This window comes from Guptibacillus sedimenti (assembly GCF_028610665.1).
In the GTDB taxonomy this organism is placed as follows: Bacteria; Bacillota; Bacilli; order Bacillales; family Guptibacillaceae; genus Guptibacillus; species Guptibacillus sedimenti.
Window position 1 is genome coordinate 1089710 of the sequence record NZ_JAQQWV010000002.1, and the last position, 12973, is coordinate 1102682.

The 12973-nt window shown below is 42.8% G+C and carries 11 protein-coding genes; all 11 read left to right on the plus strand.

Annotation, left to right across the window (positions count from 1 at the left end; genetic code table 11):
* The first annotated feature begins 118 nt into the window (after positions 1 to 118).
* A complete protein-coding gene (gene tdh, locus PQ578_RS13975) occupies positions 119 to 1159 on the plus strand; it encodes an L-threonine 3-dehydrogenase (protein WP_273834875.1) in 1041 nt (346 codons plus the stop codon).
* A 43-nt stretch (positions 1160 to 1202) separates the two neighbouring features.
* Positions 1203 to 2378 carry a glycine C-acetyltransferase gene (locus PQ578_RS13980; protein WP_224879846.1) on the plus strand — a complete coding sequence of 392 codons (1176 nt, stop codon included), beginning with the start codon at positions 1203 to 1205 and terminating at the stop codon, positions 2376 to 2378.
* Between the two features lie 298 nt (positions 2379 to 2676).
* The gene (gene miaB / locus PQ578_RS13985) at positions 2677 to 4209 is read left to right on the plus strand and encodes a tRNA (N6-isopentenyl adenosine(37)-C2)-methylthiotransferase MiaB (RefSeq protein WP_273834876.1); all 1533 of its coding nucleotides are present in this window, start codon (positions 2677 to 2679) and stop codon (positions 4207 to 4209) included.
* The gene (locus tag PQ578_RS13990; RefSeq protein WP_159782403.1) at positions 4209 to 4625 is read left to right on the plus strand and encodes a YlbF/YmcA family competence regulator; all 417 of its coding nucleotides are present in this window, start codon (positions 4209 to 4211) and stop codon (positions 4623 to 4625) included. The genes miaB and PQ578_RS13990 overlap by 1 nt, the downstream gene beginning before the upstream one ends.
* A gap of 207 nt (positions 4626 to 4832) precedes the next feature.
* The gene (locus tag PQ578_RS13995; protein ID WP_273834877.1) at positions 4833 to 5351 is read left to right on the plus strand and encodes a DUF6886 family protein; all 519 of its coding nucleotides are present in this window, start codon (positions 4833 to 4835) and stop codon (positions 5349 to 5351) included.
* An 18-nt stretch (positions 5352 to 5369) separates the two neighbouring features.
* Positions 5370 to 6119 carry a phosphotransferase family protein gene (locus PQ578_RS14000; protein ID WP_273834878.1) on the plus strand — a complete coding sequence of 250 codons (750 nt, stop codon included), beginning with the start codon at positions 5370 to 5372 and terminating at the stop codon, positions 6117 to 6119.
* A gap of 250 nt (positions 6120 to 6369) precedes the next feature.
* A complete protein-coding gene (gene cotE / locus PQ578_RS14005) occupies positions 6370 to 6921 on the plus strand; it encodes an outer spore coat protein CotE (RefSeq protein WP_273834879.1) in 552 nt (183 codons plus the stop codon).
* 258 nt (positions 6922 to 7179) lie between these two features.
* Positions 7180 to 9780: a DNA mismatch repair protein MutS gene (mutS, locus tag PQ578_RS14010; RefSeq protein WP_273834880.1), complete on the plus strand. Its 2601-nt coding sequence runs from the start codon at positions 7180 to 7182 to the stop codon at positions 9778 to 9780.
* Positions 9781 to 9796: 16 nt separating this feature from the next.
* Positions 9797 to 11680: a DNA mismatch repair endonuclease MutL gene (gene mutL, locus PQ578_RS14015; RefSeq protein ID WP_273834881.1), complete on the plus strand. Its 1884-nt coding sequence runs from the start codon at positions 9797 to 9799 to the stop codon at positions 11678 to 11680.
* A gap of 47 nt (positions 11681 to 11727) precedes the next feature.
* The gene (gene miaA / locus PQ578_RS14020) at positions 11728 to 12657 is read left to right on the plus strand and encodes a tRNA (adenosine(37)-N6)-dimethylallyltransferase MiaA (RefSeq protein WP_420541559.1); all 930 of its coding nucleotides are present in this window, start codon (positions 11728 to 11730) and stop codon (positions 12655 to 12657) included.
* 52 nt (positions 12658 to 12709) lie between these two features.
* Positions 12710 to 12943: an RNA chaperone Hfq gene (gene hfq, locus PQ578_RS14025; protein ID WP_048309744.1), complete on the plus strand. Its 234-nt coding sequence runs from the start codon at positions 12710 to 12712 to the stop codon at positions 12941 to 12943.
* Positions 12944 to 12973 lie beyond the last annotated feature (30 nt).

Here is a 12973-nt window from a genome sequence, read left to right on the forward strand (position 1 = left end):
TAAAACTATAAGTGTCTTTGTATGGAGGACAGATCACCTTTACGTTAGAAGTGATAAATGATACGATGTTTGTGATAACAGTGTTTGAAGAACGTTTTGAAAAAGTGAGGTGTACGCTGTGGAAGGAAAAATGAAGGCGATTGTGAAACATGAACGTAGCAAAGGTGCTCAGCTGCAAACCGTCGATATTCCACAAATTAATGATAATGAAGTATTAATTCAAGTAAAAGCAACTTCGATTTGCGGTACAGATGTACATATTTATACTTGGGATGAATGGTCCCAGAGTCGCGTCAATCCTCCATATGTTTTTGGACATGAGTTTGCGGGAGTTGTCGTAGAAAAAGGAAGGAACGTAACGAACCTGGAGGTTGGAGACCATGTTTCAGCAGAAACACATATTGTTTGCAACCAATGTCCACAATGTTTAACAGGGAAGTTTCATATTTGCGAAAATACTAAGATTATTGGTGTCGACACGGATGGCTGCTTTGCAGAATACGTCGCGCTCCCTTCTCAAAACATCTGGAAAAATCCTGAGTCACTATCATTTGATGTGGCTTCTGTACAAGAGCCGATGGGGAACGCAGTACATACTGTACTCGCTGGAGATGTTGCAGGAAAAACCGTAGCGATCATTGGCTGTGGGCCAATCGGTATTATGGCTGTAGGTGTAGCGAAAGCAGCTGGTGCTTCACAAGTTATCGCACTTGATTTAAATGATTATCGTCTGAACCTTGCGAAAGAAATGGGCGCAACGACTGTCATTAATTCTCGAAATGAAGATCCACTTCACGTTGTGAAAGAGCTGACTAACGGTCACGGTGTTGACGTTGTCTGTGAAATGTCAGGACATCCAATCGCGATGAACCAGGGCTTTAAAATGGTAACAAACGGTGGACGTGTTTCCATCCTAAGTTTGCCAGTCCGTCCTGTTGAAATTGATGTTACGAATGACATTGTTTTTAAAGGAATCACCGTTCAAGGCATTACGGGAAGAAAAATGTTCGAAACTTGGCGCCAGGTGTCCGGGCTTTTGCAGTCAGGACAGGTCGATGTGGAGCCGATGATTACGCATCACTTCCCGCTTGAAGACTTTGAAAAAGGCTTCGAATTAATGATTGAAGGTAAATGTGGTAAGGTAGTATTACATCCATAAGGCTCACACGTGAGCCATTACATACTAATGAGGAGGCCGATCAATGAAAGGTTTTGAATATCTCCAAGAAGAGCTTGATCAAATGCAGGAGGAAGGCGTTTTTCGTAACTTGATTCCACTAGAGTCTGCTCAAGGGTCACGCGTTACGATTAAAGGAAAAAACGTTATTCAGCTATCATCAAACAACTATCTCGGACTGACGGACCATCCGAAAATGAAGCAAGCAGCGATTGAAGCCGTTGAAAAATACGGTGCGGGAACAGGCTCTGTTCGAACCATTGCTGGAACGCTCTCCATGCACGAACAGTTTGAAGAAAAGCTTGCTGAGTTTAAACATACGGAAGCGGCACTCGTTCTTCAATCAGGATTTGCTACGAATCAGGCGGTCCTTTCAGCGATTCTAACAAAAGAAGATGTCGTCATTTCTGATGAATTAAACCACGCTTCGATTATCGATGGCATTCGCTTAACAAAAGCGGGACGTCGTATTTACAAGCATACGGACATGGAAGACCTCGAGAGCGCATTGAAAGAAACGCAAGATTATCGCACGCGTCTTGTTGTCACAGACGGTGTCTTCTCAATGGATGGAAACATTGCGCCGCTAACTGAAATTGTCGAGCTATGTGAAAAGTATGATGCGCTTGTCATGGTTGATGACGCTCATGCAAGTGGCGTACTTGGTGAGAACGGCCGTGGAACGGTTGACCACTTCGGCTTAAACGGACGCGTTCACATTCAGGTTGGGACACTTAGTAAGGCGATTGGCGTTCTAGGTGGTTACATTGCAAGTACAAAAACACTTCGCGATTACCTGATCCATAAAGGTCGTCCGTTCTTATTTAGTACCTCTCATCCTCCTGCAGTAACAGCAGCTTGCTCAGCCGCAATTGATGTTCTTGTGGAAGAGCCTGAATTGATTGAGAAGCTTTGGGACAACACAAAATTCTTTAAAGCTGGGTTAAAAGACCTTGGTTTTGATACAGGGATTAGTGAAACGCCAGTAACACCTGTCATTATTGGTGATGAGGCACTTACGCATAAGTTTTCCGATAAGCTATTTGAAAACGGTGTGTTTGCGCAGGGTATTGCGTTTCCAACTGTTGCAAAAGGGAAAGGCCGCGTGCGTACGATCGTAACGGCTCAGCATTCAAAAGAAGACCTTCAAGAAGCGCTAGACGCATTTGAAAAGTCTGCGAAAGAGCTTGGCATTTTATAAATGAAAGTCGGAGGGGGAGCAATCCCCCTCTTTTTTGAGCTCATATCGTAGACTCTGCTTCGATGAATTATCTATACCTCGATCCATTTCCAGGTTTTATTGATTAAATACTCTGAACCCCTTATAATAAAGGAATGTCCATTAGTTACACATTTCTTAATTGACAATAAAGGATAACAAATAAAACGGAAGCTTTTATAGAATTTATTTCTATTAGCGAGGTTTTTCTAAGTTTAGGAGCATTACGCTCTTTTTCATAGCAGGGTCATCCTTTTTAATTAGAAAGGAGTCGAACGACATGAACGAACAGCAACGCCTGGATTCGCAAATCAATGTAAAGAAAACAGAGAAAACGACCGAAGATTACGCGAAGTATTTCCAGACAACGTACCAGGCACCTAACTTAAAGGATGCCAAGCGCAGAGGAAAAGAAAATGTAAACGTTCATTACGATTTTGAAATTCCAGAGAATATTAAAAACCTTGGGAAAGATAAGAAGTTTTTGATTCGCACGTACGGATGTCAAATGAATGAACACGATACAGAAGTAATGGCAGGGATTTTTGAAGAAATGGGTTTTGAAGCTACAACGGAGGTCACAGAGGCGGATGTTGTTCTCCTCAATACGTGTGCCATTCGTGAAAATGCTGAGAACAAAGTCTTTGGTGAGCTTGGCCATTTAAAACCATTAAAGATGGAAAATCCGGATCTGATCATTGGTGTATGTGGCTGTATGTCCCAGGAAGAATCTGTGGTCAATCGCATCATGCAAAAGCATCAGTTCGTTGATTTAATCTTTGGTACACATAACATTCACCGCCTTCCAGAACTGATGGAGCAAGCAGTCTTTGGGAAAGAAATGGTGATGGAAGTATGGTCAAAAGAAGGTGACATTATTGAAAACCTTCCGCGGACAAGAAAAGGCGAAATCAAAGCATGGGTTAACATCATGTACGGCTGTGATAAATTCTGTACATATTGCATTGTGCCTTATACACGAGGGAAAGAAAGAAGCCGTCGCCCTGAAGATATCATTCAGGAAGTACGCCACTTAGCCGCAAAAGGCTATAAAGAAGTGACGCTCCTCGGACAGAATGTAAACGCCTACGGGAAAGATTTAGAAGATATTGAGTACGGCCTTGGTGATCTTATGAACGAGATTCATAAGATTGATATTCCTAGAGTTCGTTTCACAACGAGTCACCCACGTGACTTTGATGATCGTCTTGTAGAAGTACTTGGTCAGGGAGGCAATCTTGTCGATCACATCCATCTTCCCGTTCAAAGTGGAAGCAATGAGGTTCTGAAGTTGATGAACCGTCGCTATACGCGCGAGACGTATTTAGAGCTAGTTCGTAAGATTAAAAAGGTAATGCCAAACGCAACCTTTACGACGGATATTATCGTTGGTTTCCCGAATGAAACGGACGAACAGTTCGAAGAAACGATGGAACTCGTAAAAGAAGTAGAGTATGACAGTGCGTATACGTTCATTTACTCTCAGCGTGATGGTACCCCAGCGGCTAAAATGACAGATAACGTACCAATGGAAGTGAAGAAAGAACGCCTTCAGCGCTTGAATGCCCTTGTGAATGAAATGGCTGCGAAAAACAACGCAGTTTTTGAAGGGCAAATCGTGGAAGTTCTCGTAGAAGGTGAAAGTAAGAAAAATGCGGATGTTCTTTCTGGCTATACGAGCAAGAACAAAGTGGTTAATTTTAGAGGTCCTAAATCATTAGTTGGTCAAATTGTCCAGGTGAAAATCACGAAAGCAAAAACGTGGTCACTTGATGGCGAATATATTGAAAAAACGGCTGAGGTGAATGCATAATGGTATCAAGAATGGAAGTTATTGCAAAAGCAAAAGATCTTGCGAAACTCGTTTCAGAAACAGAAGAAGTCGATTTCTTCAAACGTGCTGAAGAAAAGATCAATGAAAACAAAAAAGTGCAAAGCTTAATTGCGCGCATTAAATTAGAACAAAAAGAAGCGGTGAACCTTCAACACTACAGCAAGCATGAAGCGTTGAAAGAGAAAGATGAGCGGATTGATAAGCTCATGCAGCAGCTTGATGAAATTCCTGTCGTGCAGGAATTCAAACGCTCACAGTCTGATGTAAATGACCTTCTTCAGCTAGTAGCTAACACGATTTCGAATACAGTAACAGATGAAATTATTGAATCAACTGGTGGGAACGTCCTTGAAGGAACAACAGGCTCAACCCAGCAGGGACCTGGTTGTAAGTAATAGGGGCAAGATGAATATGAAAGCCTTCCAATAGTGCATTGGAAGGCTTTTTTAATGTAAAGCGAACTCCTCTTTCGAAATATTCTCTTAATTACACGGGATATTATGCTAATATAAGCGAGAAGAGTTTGACGTGATTATTCATTACATAACGAAAGAAGTTCAAGCCAACTTGGTATGACAACTGAAACGTGAAGGGGTGATCGTTTGCGCATTTTTCATGTTAGTGAAGAAGACGATATTCATGAATTTCAGCCAAGGATTCCTACGCGTAAAGATCTTGACCAATCAAAAGGACTTGTATGGGCGGTTAACGAAACCTGTTTACCGAACTTTTTAACACCACGAAATTGTCCCCGCGTTTGCTTTCATGTTGGACCAAATACGTCAGATGCCGATAAGCAAACGTATTTATCTTCGAGCTGTCAACATGCTGTTGTTATTGAAAATAGATGGTTTGAAACGATAACGGAAACAAAACTATATTTATATGAGTTCGATCCGATCCATTTTAAACTACAAGACGACAATGCCGGCTACTATGTGAGTGATAGAGCTCAAGTTCCAATAAATAAGATTAAGATTGATCACCCCATTCAGGAGCTATTCCGTCGTCAGGTAGAAGTGAGGTTTGTTGATCAGCTGTGGGATATCTATGATGAGATCCAACAAACCACACTTCAATGGTCCATGTGCCGGATGAGATTTGCTCGCTCGAGAAACTAAAAAGAGAGGAGTAGCGACATGGAGCTTGGTCATCCAATCGCTGCTGGAAATACAGCGAAAGTTTACATTGTTCAAGATAAAATTGTGAAAGTGTTTCGTGAAGACCTTCCAGAAGGAACCTCTTCCTATGAAGCTGAGAAACAACGTTACGCTTTATCAAAAGGTCTTCCGGTCCCAAAAATTATGGATGTAACGAAAATAGACGGTAGACAGGCGATCATCATGGAAAAAATTAGCGGACGCACATTAGGTGATCGTCTTTTAGAGAATAAGAATCTAGCACATTATTATATGGAAATGTCAGTTAACATTCAACAAAACATTCATCGGATCAACGCCGATGCGTTTGAACCGATGACTAAAAAGCTAACACGCCAAATAGGTACAGCGGAGCGATTAAGTCAATCTCAAAAAACAGCGTTACTCCTTAAATTGAACGAAATGCCAGTTAAGAAGCAGCTTTGTCACGGTGATTTTCATCTATTTAATCTGATAATTGGCGATGGAGTGACGATTATTGATTGGGTTGATGCTAGCGCTGGGGATAGCCGAGCAGACGTATACAGAACGTATCTATTGTATACGCAATTTTCAAGCGAATTAGCGGAACTGTATTTACAGCTCTATTGCACAAAAAGTGGCTTATCAAAAGATAAAGTCATGGAGTGGGCTCCGATTATTGCGGGGGCACGGTTATCAGAAGGAGTACTATCTGAAGACAGCGATCGTCTATTAGAGATTGTAAATAAGTTAAGCCTGAGAGGATAAAACGCCTCTCAGGCTTAACTTATTTCTATATATAATTTTCACATACCATACTTTTTTAAGAAAAATACGAAAAGGTTGTAAAGCATTGGACATTCGAGACATAGACTGATAGTGGAACAGCCTTTATATATAAAAAAACTTTTATTCTATGGTGTTGGTTATGTTCTTTTGCTGCGAAGAAAAAAAGAGGAACACTGGTCGTTTGTCTTGCATAGGATGAGAATGAAGATTGGAAGAGGAGGTATGATCGATGTCAGAGGAATATAATTACAGAGAGATATTCGCCAAAGCTGTTTGCGGAAAAGGGCGTAAATTTACACAGGATACAAACACAGTAACACCAACTCATAAGCCATCTAGTATTCTCGGTTGCTGGATTATTAACAATCAATTCACGGCCAAGAAGCGTGGTGACGTTGTCCAGGTGGAAGGCTCTTATGACACTAATATCTGGTATTCTTACAGCCATAATACCAAAACAGAAGTCGTAACAGAAACAGTTAAATACCATGATGAAATTCCTCTTCGCTACAAAGACAAAGACTGTGTTGCTGATGAAGTTGTTGCAAAAGCAATTCAGGAGCCTAACTGTCTCGAAGCTACCATTGCGCCGAGCGGTCATAAGGTGATTGTACAAGTGGAAAGAGAATTTCTTGTTGAAGTTATCGGCGAAACGAAGATTTGCGTTTACGTGAATCCAGATGGCTGTGAAGACGATGACGACGATTGGGATTATGATGTAGATGATGAAGAGTTTGAAGATTTAGATCCGAACTTCTTAATTGGTGATCTAGAGGAATAGTACGTCCAGGGAGAAGCAATCCTTCTTCCTGGTTTTTATTTTGTTATAAAGTACGTCTGTTCGGTTTAAACAGGGGCTTCCCCTTTACTGATCCAGCTCCAGCCTCCAGACACTCGGTCACTTCACCTTTTCCTCTGAATACAAAGAGCGTATTCAAATGAAAAGGTTCCAGTGCCATTCCTGTCTAAACGGAGGCTTCCGCTTTACTGATATGCTATACTGTTAGGTGACTAGATTTAAGATTGGTGGAGAAGAAACATGGCTCGATATACCCCGATGATGGAACAATATTTGCGAATTAAGGCAGAGTATCAGGATGCCTTTTTATTTTTTCGTTTAGGCGATTTTTATGAAATGTTCTTCGATGATGCGATGCGTGCATCGAAGGAATTGGAAATTACATTAACGAGCAGAGATGGTGGGGGAGAAGACCGCATTCCGATGTGTGGTGTGCCTTATCATGCTGCTGAAAATTATATATCACAGCTGGTAACAAAAGGATACAAGATAGCGATTTGTGAACAAACGGAAGATCCGAAACAGGCGAAAGGCGTTGTTCGAAGAGAAGTTGTTCAGCTTATTACACCAGGAACGGTTATGTCAGACCATTTAATTAAAGAAAAAGAAAACAACTACATCGTTGCGATCTCATCGTTTGATGATGAGACATTTGCGCTTGCAGCAAATGATTTAACGACTGGAGAATCGATGGCCACGATTTTAGCTGGTGATCATCATGAAGTGATCGGTGAGCTTTCAAATCTTGCCCCACGTGAAGTGATTCTTGCGAACGACAGCGAAGCGCTATCGAATGCCATTCAAGAACGCATGACTGTGACCGTATCCATTGAAGATGACGTGACGATTCCAGACGCTTTAAAGACGTTAAGTGACCATATCGACCAGCCGAAGCTCCTGCAAGTGTTTGGCAGATTGCTTCAATATTTAATTCGTACACAGAAGCGATCGATGGATCACCTCCAGCCGCTTCGTCACTACCACGTTTCTCAATACATGAAGCTAGATGTGAACTCAAAACGAAACCTAGAGCTCGTTGAAACGATTCGCGATAAAAAGCGGACAGGCTCTCTCGTCTGGTTCTTAGATAGCTCCGTAACGGCAATGGGTGGGCGTTTGTTAAAGCAGTGGGTTGAGCGGCCGCTCTTACAGCAGCGAGAAATCGAGAAGCGTCAGGAGCTTGTTGAGACGCTTATGAAACAGTTTTTTGAACGTGAGACAATTCGCGAACAGCTTCAAGGCGTCTATGATTTGGAGCGACTTGCAGGGAAAGTGGCGTTTGGTAACCTAAATGCGCGTGACCTTGTGCAGCTACGCAAATCGCTAGAGAAAATTCCAGAAATTAAGCAAGCAGTAGGATCTCTTGATAATCCGTATGCGAATGAGCTTGCAGAAGAAATCCTTCCATGTGATGACCTAGTTCAACTTCTCCAAGAAGCGATTGAAGACAACCCACCGCTTTCTGTGAAAGATGGGCAAATGATCCGAGACGGCTATCATGCCGATCTTGATAAATACCGAGATGCAAGCCGGAACGGGAAAGACTGGATCGCGGCACTTCAAATGCAGGAACGTGAGCGAACGGGTATCAAATCACTTAAAATTGGCTACAACAAAGTGTTCGGCTACTATATCGAAATAACGCGATCAAACCTTGCAAACCTCCCAGAAGGTCGATATGAGCGGAAACAGACGCTTTCCAATGCGGAGCGTTTTATTACCCCTGAATTAAAAGAAAAAGAAACGCTTATTTTGGAAGCTGAAGAAAAAATTGTTGACTTGGAGTATAGCTTGTTTACTAAACTGCGTGAAGAAGTAAAGGCCTACATCCCTGAGCTTCAGCAGCTTGCCAGAAAAATTAGTGAGCTTGATGTTCTTCAGTCATTTGCGGTTGTTAGTGAAGAGAACCGCTTCACGAAACCTATTTTTTCAAAAGAGCGTAAAGTGGCTGTCGAAGGTGGCCGTCACCCGGTTGTTGAGAAAATGTTAAAAGGCAGAGAGTATGTCGCGAACGACGTAATGATGGATCGCGACCGTGAAATTCTTTTAATTACTGGGCCAAACATGAGTGGTAAGAGTACGTACATGCGCCAGCTTGCACTCATTTCCATTCTTGGGCAAATCGGTTGCTTCGTTCCGGCAGAATCGGCGGTGCTTCCTGTGTTTGACCAAATCTTTACGCGAATTGGTGCGGCGGATGACCTCGCAGCAGGGCAAAGTACGTTTATGGTTGAAATGCTTGAAGCGAACTACGCGATAACGCGTGCTACGCAAGATAGCTTAATCTTATTAGATGAAATTGGTCGAGGAACCTCAACGTATGACGGCATGGCGCTTGCGCAGTCAATCATTGAATATGTGCATAGCGAAGTACGAGCGAAAACGCTGTTTTCCACGCACTACCACGAGTTGACAACGCTTGAGGAAGATCTTGATCGCGTAAAGAATGTACACGTTAAAGCGGTAGAAGAAAAGGGAAGAGTTGTTTTCCTACACCGTGTGCACGACGGATCAGCCGATAAAAGTTACGGCATTCACGTGGCGCAGCTTGCGAACTTACCTGATGCGCTCATTCAGCGTGCGGAAGCGATATTAGCTGAGTTTGAAGCAGAGCCAGATGTTGCGAAAGCGCCAAAATCTCCTGTGGAGAAGAAGGAAACGGTCAAAGAAGACGAAGCGCAGCTTGCGTTTTTTGATCAAGCGGAAGATAAGAAAAAGCCTGCGCGCTCATCAGGTGAAAAAGCGATTCTCGATCGCTTGAAGTCAGTCGATATTATGGAAATGACGCCGATGGATGCGATCAATACGCTTTATGAATTAAAGAAGCACTTAAAGTCTTAGAGAAAGGGTGAGGAAGATGGGAAAGATCGTACAGCTTGATGATCAGCTTTCAAACAAAATAGCTGCCGGTGAAGTGGTGGAAAGACCGGCCTCTGTTGTGAAGGAACTCGTGGAGAATGCAATTGATGCAGAAAGCAGTGAAATCACAATTGAAATTGAAGAGGGCGGTCTTTCCAAAATTCGCATCGTAGATAATGGAAGTGGCATGGATGAGGAAGACTGCAAACTTGCTTTCTTTCGACATGCGACGAGTAAAATCAAGAATGAGCGTGACTTATTTCAAATTGAAACGCTCGGTTTCCGTGGAGAAGCTCTTCCTAGTATCGCAGCGGTTTCTCACTTAGAATTGAAAACTTCCACGGGAGAGGCGGCCGGAACGTACGTCAAAATTGAAGCAGGGAAAGTAGCTGAATTTAAAGCGACCGACAGTCGAAAAGGAACGGAAATGACGATTACGGGTTTGTTTTACAACACCCCAGCTCGCTTGAAACACATGAAAACCGTTCATACCGAGCTTGCGAACGTGGCGGACGTCATTAACCGTCAGGCAATGGCTCATCCTGATATCGCTTTTCGCTTCTTTCATAATGGGAAGAAACTTTTATCAACGACAGGAAATGGCGATCTTCTGCAAGTGATTGCAGCAATTTATGGCTATAACACGGCACGTAAAATGCTCCCGTTGAAGGCAGAGACAATTGATTTTTCTGTTAGCGGCTATGCGGCAAAGCCAGAGTTAACGCGCGCTTCTCGTCAATACATTTCACTCATTATTAACGGACGTTACATTAAGAACTTTCCGATATCAAAAGGGATACAGCAAGGCTACCATACCCTGCTTCCAATCGGACGCTATCCGATCGTTGTACTTCATATTAAAATGAACCCAACGCTCATTGATGTGAACGTACATCCGTCAAAGTTGGAAGCGCGAATTAGTAAAGAACAAGATTTGGCGCTCGCTATTGAAAATGCGATTAAAGCGATTTTCAAAAAAATTGAGCTCATTCCTGAGCAAGCTCCTCCAAAGAAAAAAGAGGAGGAAAGCGAGCAGCCGGCATTCGAGTTTCAACACAATGTTCAGGAGAAAGGGCCGGAAGAAATACCGGTTCGGCGGGAATGGACGCCAGAGAAGGTGGAACATTCGGAAGAGCAGTCGAAGCCACAGAAAGATTTCCTTCAACCTTTTAGTATAAAGGAAGAAATTCAAACAGATCAATACGAGTCGATCGCTCCTACAACACATTCCCCGCCACCCGAAACTCGAGACGAGCTTGAGATGGCCATGGACTATGTAAAGGAGACCAATAGTGATTCACGCATTCCGCCGCTTTATCCGATCGGTCAAATGCACGGAACGTATATCCTAGCTCAGAATGAGAATGGGCTCTACATTATTGATCAGCACGCCGCGCAAGAGCGGATAAAGTACGAGTTCTATCGGGAAAAAGTTGGCGAGATCGACCCAGTGGTACAGGAGCTTCTCGTTCCGATTACGCTCGAATACAACACTTCAGAGTCTGCGATCATTGATAGTCGGATGGATGATCTTGCGAAGGTGGGCGTTTTCTTAGAATCCTTTGGACCGAATAGCTATATGGTGAGTGCTCATCCAGTTTGGTTCCCTAAAGGGGCTGAACAAAATACGATTGAGGAATTGATTCAGGAAGTCGTTGATAATCGTCGAATTGACGTGAAGAAGCTACGTGAGGAAGCAGCGATCATGATGTCCTGTAAAAAGTCGATTAAAGCCAATCGTCATTTACGTGATGACGAAGTGTTTACGTTATTAGAGACGCTTAGACAATCCATTGATCCGTATACCTGTCCACACGGACGGCCGATCATTATTCATTACTCCACCTATGAGATGGAAAAAATGTTTAAGCGGGTTATGTAACGAGCACAATGAAATGAGAAAAGAATGCAGGAAAGTACGTGAGAGTGATGATTAAACAGAAACTAGTAACGGTATTAGGTCCTACAGCGGTTGGGAAAACAAAAACAAGCATTGAACTTGCGAAGGCGCTTGACGGTGAAATTATTAGCGGCGACTCGATGCAAATTTACCGTGGCATGGACATAGGGACAGCGAAAGTAACAGAAGAAGAGATGGAAGGCATTCCTCATTATTTAATTGATATTAAGGAGCCAACGGAAAGTTTTTCAGCTGCTGAATTTCAAAAGCTTGCCACCGATCTTGTTACGGATATTAATCGCCGTGGAAAAGTGCCGATTATTGCTGGGGGTACGGGTCTATACGTGAAATCCGTTACCCATCAGTACGCCTTTTCAGAAGCAAAGGAAGATCCGGCATATCGCCAGCAGCTTGAGCAACAAGCGGAAGAAGAAGGGCCGGCCATGTTTCACGCGCGACTAAAAGACGTTGATCCAGTGAGTTACGAGACAATCCATCCAAACAATGTGCGAAGAGTGATTCGAGCATTAGAAGTGTATCACGTAACAGGTGAACCGGTCTCTGCTTCAAAAGATGCTTTACCTGAAGAGTCTCCTTACAATCTTGTCAATGTAGGTCTTACGATGGATCGCGATGTGCTTTATGAGCGCATAAACAAGCGTGTCGATCTGATGATGGAGGCTGGACTACTTGAAGAAGCCCAGCGACTTTATCATGATGGCGTTCGTCACTGTCAATCGGTACAGGCGATTGGCTACAAGGAAATCTACAATTATCTTGAAGAACTTGTTTCATTAGAAGATGCGGTCCTCGAGTTAAAGCAGAACTCAAGGCGATATGCAAAGCGACAATTAACGTGGTTTCGTCATCAGATGGCCATGGACTGGTACAACATGACCGCGCATCGTGAAGAAAAAATTCAAGAAATCTTGAAAGTTGTTGCAGGAAAGTTAGCATAAAGATAGAAATGTAGTTAAGGAATGCCTTTAGAGAAAAAGAGGAGGACTGACAATGAAGCAGCAAATTAACATCCAGGATCAATTCCTGAACCAATTAAGAAAAGACAACGTATTTGTAACGGTGTACCTGCTTAACGGATTTCAGCTAAAAGGGACAATTAAAGGATTTGATAATTTCACGATTATCCTTGAGTCCGATGGAAAACAGCAGTTGATTTACAAACACGCCATTTCTACGTTCGCTCCACAGCGATCCGTTGAAATAAATTTTGAATCTGACAAGTAAACACATAGTCCCTCGTTCTGGTAAAAGCAG